The sequence below is a fragment of the Flavobacterium sp. GW821-FHT12A05 genome, assembly GCF_058807735.1.
The window spans coordinates 168693-186006 of record NZ_JBXAQY010000010.1; the positions used below are offsets into that span (position 1 = coordinate 168693).

Below are 17314 nucleotides of genomic sequence, written 5' to 3' on the forward strand. Positions count from 1 at the left end.
ATACTAACAATTAAAACAAAATACAATGGGCAAGATTACAGTAAAAGACGGAACAGAAATTTATTATAAAGACTGGGGAACAGGAACACCTATTTTTTTTCATCATGGATGGCCTTTATCTGCCGATGATTGGGACGCACAAATGCTATTTTTCTTAGATCAGGGATTTAGGGTAATTGCACATGACAGACGCGGGCATGGAAGATCTACACAAACGTATTCCGGTAACGAAATGGATACTTATGCAGCAGATGTAGCAGAACTTACTGCGTTTTTAGATTTAAAAGATGCGATACATATCGGACATTCAACAGGCGGGGGCGAAGCCATTCGCTACGCTGCAAAATATGGTAAAAACAGAGTTTCGAAAGTAGTACTTATTAGTGCGGTAACGCCTTATATGATTAAAAACGAAGGTAATCCGGATGGCGTGCCAATTGAAGTGTTTGATGATATTCGTTTTAATACGGCCAATAACAGACAACAGTTTTATCAGGATATTACTTTTCCGTTTTATGGATATAACAGAGAAGGTGCCAATATTAAAAAAGGAATTCAGGATAATTGGTGGCGTCAGGGAATGAACGGTGGGATCAAAGCTCATTTTGACTGTATCAAAGCATTTTCTGAAACAGATTTTACCGAAGACCTAAAAAGTGTTGATGTACCCGTACTAATACTTCATGGCGAAGATGATCAAATCGTACCCTATCAGGTTACAGCTTTAAGAGCAATAAAATTGGTAAAAAACGGAAAGTTAATCACCTACCCGGGACTTTGCCACGGAATACCAACAACTGATGCTGATAAAGTAAATTCAGATGTGCTTAACTTTATTAAATCCTAAGGGGTAACAATTTATAATTTAATCCGAAGCTGAAATTCTTTGGAAAATAAGAATAAAAGAGAGAGGTAATTTATTTTAATTACCTCTCTCTTTTATTCTTGAGCTTAGTTAGCAATTACCGGTTTCTCAATCTGATAAGCGCATCTTCTTTCGCCTGCGACTATATGACTTATGCGATTAATAATAACTTCTTCTCCTAGTACAGATCTAAATGTATTTAATTCTGATGAACAAAAACCCTGGCAGATGGTAGCCGCTGCACAAATAGGACAATGATTTTCAACCAACAGAAACCCCAGATCATTAGCGGAATATTCGGCCATATAACCTTCTCTGGTTCTTATTTCTACTAGTTTTTCTATTTTTTGTTCCAGGTTTTGAATCGCATCAATTTCTTCATGGTACTTCTTTTTTCCCGCTTCTTCATAAACATTAATAACATCATCTAAAGTATTTTTTCCCATTGAACTAATAATATTAATTAGTTTTAAGGTTAATTCAGCATGTGTATCCGGGAACTTCGCATTTCCATTTGCGGTAATGCTAAAAGTTTTCTGCGGTCTTCCCACACCTTTAGATTCTTCCTGAGGCTGAATCAAATCTTCTTCAACAAGTTTAACCAGCTGTTGTCTAACACCTTCCTTTGTAATCTTAAGCTCATGAGCAATCTCGAGAGCCGTAAGAGGACCTCGCATTTTGAGCAGCATTAAAATCTTATTTGTAGTCATAAAATAATAAAACAAGTATTTAGTTGTTTTATTATGCAAAAATATTAATTTTGCATAACTTATCAAAGCTGATTGCCAGATATTATTACCCTAATCACAATCAGTATTGTAAGTTATACGATTTATTAATACAATATTTAGATTATGTTATTAGAATTACAATCGCCTCCCGCAAGTTCTTTCAATAGTATAAATTTACCTGTACTTCTTGTTCCGTATTGGAATGTATTAATGAAAATCTATACGTAATAGAAACACCTTTCTATAGATTTTAGAAATCTCTAAAAAACTTAATTAAAAAGCCCAAGCGGTTTTTACAACGTGCTCAACAAGCTGAAATAGCATTCTGATTGGGCGGGGGATACCTATGTCTAAAAATAACCAAAACAATACCATCATTCAATAAATAATTCAAATTTTTAATCATCACACCTATGGAAATAATAAATAAAATAGAAGCCTCAGGTATACAAACTCTTGATTTACGGTCGTATAAGCCCAGTGATAAAGATTTTGCAGTATTTGATATTGTGCCATTTCTAATAGAAGATTTTCTATTACAGGAAAAAATATTTCGGTTAGAAATGGCGAATATCGATTGGAGCCAATACGCCGAAAAAGAAGTAGTAATAACTTGTTCAAATGACGCCATAATGCCGCTTTGGGCTTATGTTTTAATCAGTTCATTACTGGCTCCGTATGCCTCAATAGTCGTGTATTCAACAACCGGAAACCACGAAGGACTTTTATGGATCGAAAGAATCAGAAAAATAGAATTTACAGCCTTCCTGAATCAAAAAGTGGTGCTTAAAGCCAGCTCATCTATACCCGAAGAAATTCTCGTTTTGGCCACAAGCCAGTTAATTAAATATGTACAAACCCTAATGTGGGGAGAAGCAGGTTCTCCTTTAATGATTTATAAAAGAAAATAAACAATGAAAAAAATAACAATAATCCTTTTTACAGGAACACTTTTGATGGTTTCATGTATCAAAAAAAAATCGGAACAAGCTGAAAGTCCGGCATCATACCCAACACTTACCCTAAAACCTCAGGAAGCAAATGTTACCGTAGAATACCCAACGACTTTAGAAGGCGAGCAAACGGTAGAAATACGATCTAAAATAGACGGTTATATAGAACAGGTTTATGTAGAAGAAGGTTCGGCTGTAGCCAAAGGACAACCTTTATTTAAAATTGATGCCAATAGTTATCTGCAAGAAGTGAACAACAGAAAAGCAGCAGTTTTAGCCGCCGAAGCCAGTTTAGAAACAGCTTCTATCCAAACCCGAAGAACGGCAGCTTTGGCAGAAAAGAAAATTATAAACAACTACGAATTAACTTCTGCCAAAAATATTGAAAGAGTAAAAAAAGCCGAGTTAAGTCAGGCAAATGCAGATTTATCTTCGGCAAAATCAAAATTGGCATTTACCAATATAGTAAGTCCAATTAATGGAGTAGTAGGAAGTCTGCCTTTTAAGATAGGAAGTTTGGTCAGTAGTTCGGCACCAGATCCTTTAACCACAGTTGCCAATACCAAAAATATTTATGCTTATTTCTCTTTAAGCCAGCAGCAGTTAAATTCTTTTTTGGGTCAATTTTCTGGAAATCAATTAAAGGATAAATTCAAAAATATGCCCGAAGTTTCTCTGGTTACTGCCGATGGAGAAACATATTCTTCGAAAGGAAAAATCCAGACTTTAAGCGGTGTATTAAATGCCGGTACAGGATCAGCTAATTTCAAAGCTGTTTTTCCAAATCCCGAAGCAAAACTTTGGAGCGGAGCAAGTGCTACAATTGTTATCCCAACAAAGTTTACAACAGCGATTTTGGTTCCTAAAAAAGCAGTATTCGAATTACAGAGCCGTTTTTTTGTCTTTACTGTAGATGCAAAAAATGTAGTGCATAATACCGAAATAAAAATAAGAAACGAATCGACCGAAAAAGAATATGTAGTAATCGAAGGTGTAAAAGCGGGAGATATTATCATTACAGAAGGAATAGGAAATTTAAGAGACGGCGTAAAAATCGCATCTATTTCTTCCTCAAAAAAATAAAAAATCATGTTTAGAAAATTTATAGAAAATCCGGTATTATCAACCGTAATATCGATCATAATAGTGATTTTGGGATTACTGGGATTAGCCTCTCTGCCCATATCACAATATCCTGAAATTGCCCCGCCAACAGTTGTTGTAAACGCTTCCTATCAGGGAGCCAGCGCCGATGTGGTTTTGAAAAGTGTCATTATTCCGTTAGAAGAACAAATAAACGGTGTCGAAAATATGAGTTATATGACTTCGACCGCCAGCAGTAATGGTAGTGCAGCCATAACCATATTTTTTAAGCAGGGAACCAACCCGGACATGGCAGCTGTAAACGTGCAAAACCGAGTAGCCAAAGCAACCAGTTTATTACCAAATGAGGTAATTAAAGCCGGTATTACAACCAGCAAACAGTTGAGCAGTACAGCTTTGAGTTTCTTGTTGTACAGCAACGACGGAAAATACGACGAAAAATTCCTTGATAATTATTTAAGGATCAATATTATGCCTGAGCTGAAACGTGTTGTAGGAGTAGGAGGAGCCGAGATTTACAGCAGTAGGGAATATTCAATGCGTATTTGGTTAAAACCGGATGCAATGGCGAATCAAGGTTTAGTTCCGGATGATATTATTGCAGCCTTGCAAGAACAAAACATCGAAGCAGCTCCCGGAAAAATTGGAGAAAATAGTAAAGAGTCTGTTCAATATTCTTTAAAATTCACAGGCCGACTTGAAAATCCGGAAGAGTTTGAAAACATCGTATTAAGAAGTGATAAACAAGGAAGTCTATTGCGATTAAAAGATGTCGCCGATATTGAGTTTGGCGCTTTAGATTATACGTCTTCACTTATTACACAAGGTAAAGTTTCTTCGGGAGGACAAATCAGTCAGATTTCAGGATCAAATGCCAGAGAATTAATTATTGCCTGCGAAGATATCTTAAAAAAGGCATCCAAAGATTTTCCTCCGGGTGTAGAATATCATACATTTTTAAATGCAAATGATTTTCTTGACGCTTCGATAGAAAAAGTAATTTATACCATTATCGAAGCTTTTATTCTGGTTTTTATTGTGGTGTTTGTTTTTCTGCAAGATTTTAGATCCACATTAATTCCGGCAATTGCAGTTCCGGTTTCGATTATTGGTACCTTCTTTTTCCTGAAATTATTTGGGTTTACCATCAATTTATTGACACTTTTTGCTTTGGTTTTGGCCATTGGTATTGTGGTCGATGATGCCATTGTAGTTGTCGAAGCCGTTCATGCCAAGCTCGATCAAGGCGCAAAATCGGCCAAGAAAGCGACTATTCATGCCATGAGCGAAATCAGCGGTGCGATTATTTCGATTACCCTGATTATGTCGGCAGTATTTGTTCCGGTAACTTTTATTACAGGTTCGGCAGGAGTATTTTACAAACAATTCGGATTAACATTGGCTGTAGCCATTTTAATTTCGGCGGTGAATGCCTTGACTTTAAGTCCTGCGCTTTGTGCCATTTTATTAAAACCGCACGATCCGGAAAAATCAAATCACAATAATGGATTTTTACCAAAATTCTATGCCAGTTTTAATGTGGCTTTTGATGCCGTAACCCGCAAGTATATTGGATCAGTCCGATTTCTGATTCGCCGAAAATGGATTTCTTTAGTAGCCATAGCAGTTTTTGGAATAATATTTTACGCTTTAATCAAAACTACGCCTACAGGCTTTGTACCTAATGAAGATGGAGGAGCGATTTACGGAAACGTTGTTTTACCGGCTTCTTCTACATTAGAACGTACCGAACAAATTACAAAAGAAATCGACAGTATCGCCAGAAGTATTCCCGAAATAGAACTCTCGTCTACCTTATCAGGCATGGATTTAATTCACGGAAATGGAGGTTCTTACGGAGCTTTATTCATTAGATTAAAACCCTGGAAAGAAAGAAAAGGAAAAGATCAGGATGTCAATTCGGTTGTGGCTAAATTGTTCGAAAAAACAGCGCACATAAAAGGGGCAAGTATTATTTTCTTTGCCTCGCCAACCTTACAGGGATTTGGAAACAACAATGGATTCGAAGTTCAGTTGCAGGATCGAACCGGAGGAAGTTATCAGGATTTTGATAAGAATATCGCAAAGTTTATGACAGCGATTAATAAGCGACCAGAGATTATGTATGCAACGAACCCGTTTAATATTACGTTTCCGGAAATGGAAGTGAATGTAAATGTGGCAAAATGCAAAGAGGCGGGCGTTAGCGTAAAAACCGTATTGAATACGCTTCAGGGATATTTTGGTGGAATTTACGCTTCTGACATTAATAAATTCGGAAAACAATATAGGGTAATGTTACAATCGCACGCGAATTACAGAGCCAAAGAAAGTGACATCAATAAAGTTTTTGTTCGAACAGATAAAGGAGCAATGGCACCAATTTCAGAATTTGTAACCTTGAAGAAAACTTACGGTCCGGAATTTATAAACCGTTTCAATCTTTTTACCTCAACAACAGTTACGGGCGCGCCAAATGCAGGTTACAGTTCAGGAGACGCCATCAAAGCAATCGAAGAAGTGGCGGCGCAAACTTTAGACAGAGGTTATGCTTATGAATTTTCCGGTTTAACCAAAGAAGAACTTTCAAGCGGAAGCCAAACCACCTTAATCTTCGGACTTTGTTTGATCTTTATTTACTTCTTATTGAGTGCGCAATACAAGAGTTATATTTTGCCATTTTCGGTATTGTTATCCCTGCCAATAGGACTTGCTGGAGCTTTTATATTTGCGAATTTGTTTGGGGTCGACAATAATATTTTCCTTCAGATCAGTTTGATTATGTTAATTGGTCTTTTGGCTAAAAATGCCATTCTTATAGTAGAGTTTGCTTTATTGCATCGCTTAAGCGGAAGAGGCCTTGTGCAGTCGGCTTTGTTTGGTGCGAAAGCCCGATTACGACCTATTTTAATGACCTCATTTGCTTTTATTTTTGGATTGATTCCGTTAATGATTGCGACAGGTGCCGGAGCTTTAAGCAACAGATCGATTGGTACCGCTGCCGTTGGCGGAATGTTGATTGGAACTTTATTCGGGGTTTTTGTAATTCCGGTATTGTTTATCATTTTTCAGTCTTTGCAGGAAAAAGTGGGCGGGGTAAAAGTTCCAGATCACGAACCGAGAAAGATCGAATAAAAGCTTTAGAAGCTATTTTTACCGCAATCCCGATAGCTATCGGGAGCAAAGTTTTTTTACAAAGATGGCTTTATAAAAACACAAAGTTCGCAAAGCTTTGTGTTGAGCCAGTTTTGAGGTTAAATTTTTGCCACAGATTAAAAAGATTCCAGCTTTGCGGACTTTGGCTGAAATTTCAGCTAAAAAAACTTAGCAGGCTTTGTGAAAAACTTTGTGCTCTCTGTGGTTAAAATTTTTTGCCACAGATTACACAGATTAAAAAGATTCCAGCTTTGCGAACCTTGCCTTAAATTTTCAGCTTAAAATAAACTTAGCGGACTTTGCGTAAACCTTTGCGGACTTTGCGGTTAAATTTTAGCTAGTTAAATAAAAGAAACAAAACATATTAAAATGAACAAATACAATTATAAAATAATAGTCATTATACTGATTACTGCCAGTATATGGAGTTCGTGCAAAATTACGAAACCGTATACCAAACCAGAAACATCAGTTACTTATCGTGAAAAAGAAAGTAACGATACTACAACTTTAGCATCCATGAAATGGTCGGAACTATTTACCGATACAGCTCTGCAGCAACTTATTTCTGACGGATTAGCAGCCAATCTGGATTTAAAAATTGCAATAGAACGTATTAACCAGGCAAATATAAATGTAAAACTGAGTAGGGCGGCTTTCCTGCCTTCGGTAAATGGGAATGTTTCGGTTAAGGAATCCAGATTAGCTTTCCCGCAAGGGTTTGGACTTTTTGATCAATCGACACAATACGATTTAGGAATTTCTGCCGGATGGGAAGTTGATGTTTGGGGTAAATTAAAAAGTGCTAAGAAAAGTGCGATCGCTAATTTATTGGCTACAGATGCTGCGAAACGTGCTGTTCAAACTCAATTGATTGCCAATATTGCCAATTCTTATTATGAATTGCTGCTACTCGATGAACAATTAAAAGTGCTTAAAAAAACAGCCAAAAATAGAGAAACAGATGCCGAGACGATTAAAGTTCTTTTCGAAAATTCAATTATAAATGGAGTTGCCGTTGTTCAGAGCGAGGCTAACTTTTATGAAGCCGAATTGGCAATTCCGGATATCGAACAAAAGATAACCGAAACCGAACATGCTTTATGTGTGCTTCTTGCAAAATCTCCTTCTAAAATTGAACGTACTTCTCTCGAACAACAAAAGCTGACATATGATCTTAAAATTGGAGTTCCAATGCAGCTTTTAGCAAACAGACCAGATATACAACAAGCCGAATATAATTTTAGAGCAGCATTTGAAGAAAGCAACGTGGCGAGAGCTTATTTTTACCCTGCTTTAACGATTAGCGGCGCGACAGGTTTTTCGAGTTTCGGGTTAAAAGACTGGTTTACAAACGGAGGACTTTTTGGCAATATAGCAGGAGGACTTACACAACCTATCTTCAATAAAGGAATTAATAAAGCAAGACTCACAACTGCATTGTCTTTACAAAAACAAGCGCTTTATAATTTTGAATTTTCGATGTTAAAAGCAAGTGAGGAAGTTTCGAATGCATTGTCTAAATACGATAATGCAGCGCTAAAAGAAGAAAAAAGAAAAAAACAGTTAGACGCTTTATTAAAAGCAGTAGAATTTAATAAAGAATTATTAAACAATTCAACAACAAATTATACAGATGTATTGACCGCCGAACAAAATTTATTAAACGCTCAATTAAGAGGAATTGACGATCAAAGCCAGAAGCTGCATGCCGTTGTCAATTTGTATCGCGCTCTTGGAGGAGGCTGGAATTAATTAAAAAAACTTCGGAAAAAAAATCCGCTCAATTCTAATTTTAGAGTTGAGCGGATTTTTTTTAGAAGCATTATAGTTATATATAATTTTTTAGTTGGCACTAAAATAGGAATAAATTTTCAAACTCTTTGCAAAACTATTTTTCTCTTCTACTGAATTTTTCAACGAAATTTTCTTTAAAATAAGTTTAAAAAAAAACTTGGGAGTGGCTGCTTTTTGATTTATAATCAATACAAATATGATTATAAAAAACCTTATAAAACATAAATATCTATCTATCAAAATGATAAAAAATTTCTTGTAAAAAAAGTAAAATGTAAAAGACTTTATGTTAAAAAAAGACTAATATTGTTCTAAAATCCAAAGTTATTTAGAATGATTACAAACAAATTTCAATTAATTATCCGCCCGTATTTAAAAGTAATATTATTCATTTTGCTTTTTAGTTTTAACAGTGTAAAAGCACAAACTCCCCAATCTCCTGAAATAGCTAATTTATACAAAATATTGGCCGCAGAAATAGACCAAAGTACAGGTTTATCAAATACCTCAATTCCCTTGCATAATTTAAAAGTTGATGAAATTAGTGTTCCAATAACCTTAAAATATGACTCAAAAGGGGTTAAATTAGAAAGCGAATCAAGCAATATTGGGACTTCATGGTCTTTGAGTATGGGTGGCGTTATTATACGAGATCAGGAAGGTTTACCTGATGAATATACGCAAACTTATCAAATGTACCCTACTTTTGATGCGCAAGGTAACCCTTCATGTACACAATTTGTAATTCAAAATAATGTTTCATATGCTGAACACGCAGACATAAGTAATAATGCTGCAGATTATTTTTCTACAAATGGCAATTTTAAGAATTATTCTGGTCCAATTTATTCCAGTGCTTCCGATAAAAACCCAGCACCGGACATCTTTCAATACATGCTGCCAGATGGTCGAAATGGTTCCTTTATTATTAAAAATTTTAGTTCCAATACCGTTATTTCCTCTACAAGTGACAAGATTTTAGTTTATCTTGATATTAAAGGAAATATTTCAAGTTTTACTGTTATCGACGATAAGGGAAATTCGTATTTTTTTAATGATATTGAGCAAAATAACTCTAATTTATGGGATAGTACATTATATGGTTCAATTTCAAGAGACACTCCGCTTCTTGAAGCCTCTCTCAAAAGTATCAAATCAGATGTGTGGTCATTTAACTACTGTACAGAAGGTAAAAATGCGGGGTACAGTCAACCTGGAGCTTTTGCATTAGCAAACAGACCAACTAATAGTTCATGGTTTCTCTCTAAGATTGTTTCTGCAAATAAAAACGAAATCAATTTCACTTACGAAAATGAGAGACATTCAAAATTATCAAATACATCACTCGTATACAATCAGGGACATGTAAAAATTGTGGTAAATATGGCCACATTTGGCGATTATTTCCAAAATAGCAATAATTACAATCAGTTTGTTACTAAACGTTTAAAAGAGATTAAATCTCCATCTGGATCTGTTGTATTTCAATATGACACAAAAAAAAGAGAAGATGTTAAAGATTCTTATAATGAAACGAGTGGTTTGTTTACTTCTGCCAATAACTTTTCAGAAGTAAGAGCGATAAAACAAATTAACATTCTAGATAGTCAAGATCAAATAGTTAAAAAAATTGATTTTTATAATAGCTATAAAATTTCAAGTGGTATTGAAAATGTAGAAGAAAGTAATAAATATCTATACAAGCGATTATGGCTTGATAAAGTTGTTGTGAACGATACTGAAGAATTTAGATTTAATTATATATCAGGAAATCTACCTTATAAATTTTCTTACGAACAAGACTATTGGGGGGGATATAATGATAATAAAGCAGATTTAAATAAAAAAACGATGCTTCCTGATTTATGGTTTTACCCAAATGATCCAAGAAGTTTCACCAGAAGAACTAATTTTTCTATTTACAAGAGAAAAAACTTTACTGGACCAGAGTATAAATTATCTACTTCCCCGGATTTTAATCCTGTAGTTGGAAATTATGTTTCAAATCGTGATATTAATGAGACATCTCAACAAATTGGAATGCTTAAAAAAATAACCTTTCCTTCCGGAGGTTCCTTAAAATTCACTTATGAGTCAAATGATTTTCTTTTAGACAATGAATTAAAAAAAGGATTTGGATTAAGAGTTAAAAAAGTTGAGACCTATGACAATGATGTATTAGCTTCTACAACAGATTATAAGTATGTAAATACAGATGGCACCTCATCAGGAATAATTACATCTTTAAATCTTTATGGAAAAATTTCTGCTAAAAATCCAAGAACAGAAAAATTATTATTTTTAATATCTTCTAATTCTTTATTAATGAATACTGACGTATATTATAAAAGAATAGAAAAGATTATTCCAAACAATGGAAAAATAGTCTCTGATTATTTAATTCCTTACGATATTAATACTGAGAATGCACTTTATCTAGCAAATTCAAATGTGCCATTATATAAAAACAGCCTAAATCTTGCTAAATTTAGGATTTCTTGTGGAATATCTTTGACTTGTACAGTAAACGGGGTAACTAAATTTATAAAGAATACTTACGAATATCCTTCATTTGATTTAAATAAAAATTATCAAAATCTTTTTGGACGAAAGCTAAGGGATTCAATATACGATAAAAGTGGAACTGTTGTAAAAACAATAGAAAACTTATATACGTTAAGCGGTTTTTCAAAAAATCAAAAAAGCTTTTTTGGCTCAACAAATAATCAAACTGCTGACGACGAATTAGGAGTAGGAGATCAGTACATTACAACGTATGCTTTTTGTGACTATGTTTTAGAATCTTCAAAAACTACGGATTTTTTTGGAACAAAAAGCATTTCAGATTTAGTTGAATACAAATATTTTTCGAACAATGTTTTCCATCATAATCCAATAAGTATAAAACAAGCAACGAGTAAAGGAGAACAGTTGACTACATATTATAAGTATCCTAATGATTATAATTTTAATGTAACTTTTCCTCCCATCTTATCTGGATTCTCTGAAGTGTTATTGGAAATGGTAAAGAGAAATATAATAGTACCAATCGAAACAAAACAAACATTGAATGTAAGTGGAATTGAAAAAGTACTTAATTCTTCTTTAACTGAATATAAATATGATAATACTAATATTGTAAAATCGAGTATATTTAATTTAAAACGATCGAATACAGCTTTTGCAGATTCTTATTTACAAGCAAATTCTCCGTATTTAAATTTTACAAAATCAGCAAATTATTTTGAAGATACTATTTTCCAAAATTATTATTCAAATGGAAATATTAAAGAGATTACAAAAAAAGACGGTACCCACATTGTATATATCTGGGGGTATAATCAAACTCAGGTTGTTGCTGAAATTAAAAACGCAACATCTAGCGAAGTAGATCAGTACATAAAAAATATCCAGGATGTTTCGAATGGGAAAAATGAACAATTATTAATTACTGAGCTTAATAAATTAAGAACTAATTTAACAAAAGCTATGGTAACCACCTTTACACACAAGCCATTAATTGGTGTAAGTACAATTACAGATCCCAAAGGTAACTTAACGACTTACCATTATGATAATTCTGGAAGATTAGAATTCGTAAAAGACAGAGATACAAATCTTCTTAATGAATATGTTTATAACTATAAAACCCCGCAGTTTGAATATGAAAGTATTGCAAGAAGTGGATCCTTTGCAAAGACTAATTGTGCTCCGGGTGGTGTTTCAGGCGCTAGTATACCTTTTAGTCAGTTAGAAGGAGCTTATGTATCGAAAATTTCTCAGGCTGATGCTGATGCAAAAGGACTCGAATTATTTAATAAAAACGGTGAGGCAAATGTAAATGCTAATGGAACTTGTATTTTTAGCAGTATTGCGTTCAGCGGTTCATTTGAAAGAGATGACTGCTGGTCATTTGGAGCTGCTGGTGAAAGCGTAGTATATAGCCAAGCCGCCGGTGTAGAAACATCAACAATTTCACAGGAAGATGCTAATTCAAAAGGCCTTGCCAGATTTAATAAAAATGGTCGTGCATATGCAAGAATAAAAGCTAAATGTATATATAGCAGTATTGCCAGAAGCGGTTCGTTTTTTAAAAATGACTGCCTTGAAGGTGAAGAAGGTTCAAAAGTTGATTACAGTCAGGCAGCAGGAGCAGCAACCTCTACCGTTTCTCAGGCTGCGGCAGATGAGGATGGATTATTGTTATTTAATAAACTGGGTCAGGCAAATGCAAATGCAAATGGAACTTGTACCAAATTTATTACTTATATGCCTAGATGGAATGCTGTTAATAAAACATTAGCTCTTTTAGCTATTGCTTCTTCTTCAAATCATAATGGGGTAACACTTAGATTTAATATCAATTACGAAAATAATGGCAGCTATTCACAGCCTGCTGTAATTTTTATTCCTGCCGGTCAAACGACCAAAGGGATAAATATTATATTACCTTCTCAATACACGCCAACTGTACAATTGATCGCAATAGAAAGAAATTAAAAATTTATGCCAGTTAAAATGAATACAATCATAATGAAAAAGTATCTGTCCTTATTAATTTTGATACTATTTGGATGTTCAAATGTAATAGCCCAGACGACAGGAAATATTATTAAACCTGAAGCTCCAAATACAGAATATATAGTAACTGGAGACGCAACGCTTACAGCTCCGGAAAGTATTATATTAAAACCTTATACCTGGATAAAAGAAGGAAGTACATTTATTGCTAAAATTAACTCTGATGTATATACCCGCGCAACATTCAGTGATGAAAATTATGTATTTAGCCGTACATATCAAAAGCCTCTAAAAAAGAATTCTGAAATAGCTTCCAATAAAGATGTTTTAGAAAAAATAACGTATTATGACGGATTAGGGAGGTCTATGCAAAGTATAGATATAAAAGCTTCTCCAACTTACAAAGACATTGTTACTCCTGTAGAATATGATAACTTAGGAAGACAAGAAAAAGATTATCTTCCTTATATGGATAATATTGGGGCTAACGCATCTTATAGAAATACTGCTGATGCTATTGCCAGAGATATTAACTATTACAAAACGTATTATCCGGTTGATATTAGTAATGATAAACCAAATCCTTTTTCGCAAAAAAAGTTTGAAGACTCTCCTTTAAACAGAGTTTTTGTACAAGCTAGTCCAGGTTCAGACTGGGTTTTGGGAAATGGCCGAGAAATAAAATTTGATTATCAGACCAATGCAAATGATGAGGTTAAATTGTATGTTGTAAGTTTAGAATTTGAAAACAATATATATAAGCCCACTGTTGCTCTAAGTACTGCTAATGGAGGAAATTATGCAGCTGGACAATTGTTTAAGAGTATAATTAAAGATGAAAACAATAATACAACTGAAGAGTTTAAAGACAAACAAGGTAATATAATACTAAGAAAAGTATATGGTGTTTCTATCGTAAATGATGTATCTATAAATACAGCACATGAAACATATTACATTTATGATGATTATGGAAATCTGACTTTTGTACTGCCTCCAAAATCAAATAATGAAATTACAGCATCAGTGCTGGAGAATTTATGCTATCAATATAGATATGATTCTAAAAATAGATTAGCTGAAAAAAAACTACCCGGAAAAGGTTGGGAATATATTATCTACGATAAATTAGACAGAGCTGTTTTAACTCAGGATGCTAATTTAAGAGCCGAAAATAAATGGTTATTTACAAAATATGATAATTTTAACAGACCTGTTTATACAGGCGAATACTTAAATAAAGTAGAGACTACTAGAGTATTGGTCCAAAATTTGGCAGACAGCAGTGTTTTATTTGAAACTAGGACGGCAACTGCTTTAGATGTTGGCGGATCAGACGTTAATTATACCAATGTTGCGTTTCCTAAAGACAATTTAAATTTGCTGACCATTAATTATTATGATGACTATTTGGATTTCAATTCAGATGATTCAGATATTCCCAAACCGGCAAATGTTGTTTCTTATGATTCTACTCCAGTTTCAAATGCAAAGGGATTAATCACTTGTACTAAAATTAGGGTTTTAGATAGTTCTGCCTGGATAAAAACAGTAAATTATTATGATATAAATGGTAAAATTATTTATAATTATAGTAAAAATAATTTTTTACAAACGGTAAGCACAACAAAAAGTCAGTTTAATTTTGTTGGAAAATTGTTAGAGACTACAACCACGCATGAAAAGTCAGGGACAAAGATAACCATTGTAGATAGTTTTACCTATGACCATATTGGAAGGACGTTGACTCAAAAACAAAAAATTAATAATCAGGATCAAGAAGTAATTGTTTCAAACAGCTATGATAATCTTGGTAAATTGATGACTAAAGAGATTGGAGGTAAAATAAATCAATCACGTTTGCAGACCGTTAATTACAGTTATAACATAAGAGGATGGCTTAAAAATATTAATGATATAAATGCGATTGGAAATGATTTATTTGCTTTTCAAATTAATTACAATGATATCATTGATAATAATAAAAAGCTATACAATGGTAATATCAGTCAGACCTTGTGGAAAACGGCCAGCCAAGATAACAATCTAAAAAGCTATTCGTATACCTATGACGGATTAAATCGTTTGACCTTTGCTGCAGACAATCTAGGTTACTTTAATGAGGATATAACTTATGACAAAAATGGAAATATCATGCAGCTGTTTAGAAATGGAAATACTATTCCCGGAACTGCTGCCTTTGGTTCAATTGATAAATTAGTTTACTCTTATAATGGTAATAAACTTATTAAAGTAAAAGACAACGTAGTAAGTAATAAAGAAGGTTTTATTGATGGAGCTGATAGTGTAGAAGAATATACCTATGATGCGAATGGTAATATGAAAACAGATGCTAATAAAGGTATTATTACTCCTATTTCGTATAATTTTTTAAACTTGCCAAGCACGGTAACTTTACCGGGCGGAGTTATAAAATATAGTTACGATGCAGCTGGAACAAAGCAAAGAAAAGTGGTAAACGGTATTACTACTGATTATGCAAATGGTTTTCAGTATGAGAACAATGAGTTAAAGTTTTTTCCACATACTGAGGGATATGTAGCTAATAATAAAGGAACTTATAGTTATATTTACAACTACAAAGATCATTTAGGAAATGTTCGCATTAGCTATGGAGATGAAAATAATAATGGTAAAATAGAAAACACCGAAATTATCCAGGAAAGCAACTATTATCCTTTTGGTTTAAAACATGGAGGCTACAATGTGACGACATCTTTGGGGAAAGGAAGTGCAACAGCTCAAAAATATCAATATAATGGAAAAGAAATCCAAAATGAAGATGTGGGTGGAATTAAGTTGAATTTCTATGATTATGGAGCCCGAAATTATGACCCTGCACTTGGCCGTTGGATGAATATAGATCCGCTTGCTGAGAAATCCAGAAGGTTTAGTCCTTATACCTATGCGCTTGATAATCCAGTATTTTTTATTGATCCAGATGGTAGATTGGCGACTCCGCCTTCTACACATATAGATGAAAATGGAAATGTAATTGAAGTTAGAGAAGATGGAAATTTAGGAATATATAAGCATAGTAAGGCTGAAATTGCTTCTGGAAATCTGAAAAATGATACAAGAAAAGAAGTTGGTGTTACCCTGTACGACAAATCATTTAAAAAAGGAGATAAAATTAATCTTGGGTCTAATAGAGCAAGAGATTGGATTAACAGTTTTGAAGCGAATCAAAGGACGTTTGTAGGGATGCACCCCGTTGGACTTGTTAGAAAAGCCATGTATGCAATTCATGGTGTTAATAAAGGGGCTTATGACCCAAAATCTTATATGGAAGGTGGTATAGGAGGTGGTTCTCAGTTAAGCCCTGGAGTATATATTAGTAATAGAGATTTAGGTAATTATGCAGCTGGTGCTTTTGCAAGAATCAGTGGATATGAAAAACAAGATTATCTGGCTGAAACAGGCGCTTTTCAATTAAGCGGTAATAATTTATCAAGTTTTATTGAAAACCATAGTGATTTTATAAAGCAGGCCTACGAACATAAACCATCTGACGGGGCGTTTCAACGTACGTATGGAGAGGATGATAGATCAAATTATTTTATAAGACTGGGATATGAAGGAACAAGAACGTTAGGTCAGTTTAATAAGAACTTTACAAAAATATTTTATAGAGATTAATATGTGTAAGATAAAAGATTATATGAACAATAAAAAAATCATTTTATTGCTTTTGCTTTTGATGATGATTTCATGCGGTAAGGATAAGAAATGTTCAAGCAGCAGCGGAGATAAACTGATACAAACTTATCAATCACCACCTGTTAAAATTTCTTTATGGTATCTTAATCAAGGCAGTTTTGGTTCAATAGTTACACTGCGAATTTGCGATTCAAATGATAAATTAGTAGAATCAATCGATTTAAGAGGGGAAGATTATTTGCCTAAAATTGATAGTGTTGTTAATAAGAATATTTATCTTCATTATAACTTTCCTAGAGATTCAAAAAAAGTAATTAAAGAATCCATTGATTTTGAAAGTATTGTTTTGGGTGAAGCTTTACTAAACAAAAATAATTTAAAATATAATTATGTATTTAGTAATGTTAGCCAATAAAGGCAAAATTTCAAATTGTATTGCAGCATTTCAGATTAGATGCTTTTATACAATAATGATATAATAAACAAAAAAAGAATGCAGCTTGTAT

At 33.7% G+C, this 17314-nt stretch carries 9 protein-coding genes; 8 read left to right on the plus strand and 1 reads right to left on the minus strand.

Annotation, left to right across the window (positions count from 1 at the left end; genetic code table 11):
* Nucleotides 1-25: 25 nt before the first annotated feature.
* Nucleotides 26-847 carry an alpha/beta fold hydrolase gene (locus AC1RRQ_RS21590; protein ID WP_493025039.1) on the plus strand — a complete coding sequence of 274 codons (822 nt, stop codon included), beginning with the start codon at nucleotides 26-28 and terminating at the stop codon, nucleotides 845-847.
* Nucleotides 848-951: 104 nt separating this feature from the next.
* Here the strand turns inward: AC1RRQ_RS21590 and AC1RRQ_RS21595 are convergent, their stop codons facing one another.
* Nucleotides 952-1575 (minus strand): helix-turn-helix transcriptional regulator, encoded by a 624-nt coding sequence (locus tag AC1RRQ_RS21595; protein WP_493025040.1) that lies wholly within the window; start codon nucleotides 1573-1575, stop codon nucleotides 952-954.
* A gap of 434 nt (nucleotides 1576-2009) precedes the next feature.
* On the opposite strand from AC1RRQ_RS21595, the gene AC1RRQ_RS21600 reads away from it, so the two are divergent.
* The 7 genes from AC1RRQ_RS21600 (at nucleotide 2010) to AC1RRQ_RS21630 (ending at nucleotide 17223) form a co-directional block, all read left to right on the plus strand.
* Nucleotides 2010-2507 (plus strand): DUF2480 family protein, encoded by a 498-nt coding sequence (locus AC1RRQ_RS21600; protein WP_493025041.1) that lies wholly within the window; start codon nucleotides 2010-2012, stop codon nucleotides 2505-2507.
* Between the two features lie 3 nt (nucleotides 2508-2510).
* Entirely contained in the window at nucleotides 2511-3632 is a 1122-nt protein-coding gene (locus AC1RRQ_RS21605; RefSeq protein WP_493025042.1) for an efflux RND transporter periplasmic adaptor subunit, read from the plus strand.
* 6 nt (nucleotides 3633-3638) lie between these two features.
* Complete coding sequence (locus AC1RRQ_RS21610; protein WP_493025043.1) at nucleotides 3639-6788, plus strand: efflux RND transporter permease subunit; 3150 nt, start codon at nucleotides 3639-3641, stop codon at nucleotides 6786-6788.
* A 390-nt stretch (nucleotides 6789-7178) separates the two neighbouring features.
* A complete protein-coding gene (locus AC1RRQ_RS21615) occupies nucleotides 7179-8564 on the plus strand; it encodes an efflux transporter outer membrane subunit (protein ID WP_493025044.1) in 1386 nt (461 codons plus the stop codon).
* 558 nt (nucleotides 8565-9122) lie between these two features.
* On the plus strand, nucleotides 9123-13106 hold the full coding sequence (locus tag AC1RRQ_RS21620) for a DUF5977 domain-containing protein (RefSeq protein ID WP_493025045.1): 3984 nt from the start codon (nucleotides 9123-9125) through the stop codon (nucleotides 13104-13106).
* 33 nt (nucleotides 13107-13139) lie between these two features.
* A complete protein-coding gene (locus tag AC1RRQ_RS21625; RefSeq protein ID WP_493025046.1) occupies nucleotides 13140-16787 on the plus strand; it encodes a DUF6443 domain-containing protein in 3648 nt (1215 codons plus the stop codon).
* A gap of 22 nt (nucleotides 16788-16809) precedes the next feature.
* A complete protein-coding gene (locus AC1RRQ_RS21630; protein WP_493025047.1) occupies nucleotides 16810-17223 on the plus strand; it encodes a hypothetical protein in 414 nt (137 codons plus the stop codon).
* Nucleotides 17224-17314 lie beyond the last annotated feature (91 nt).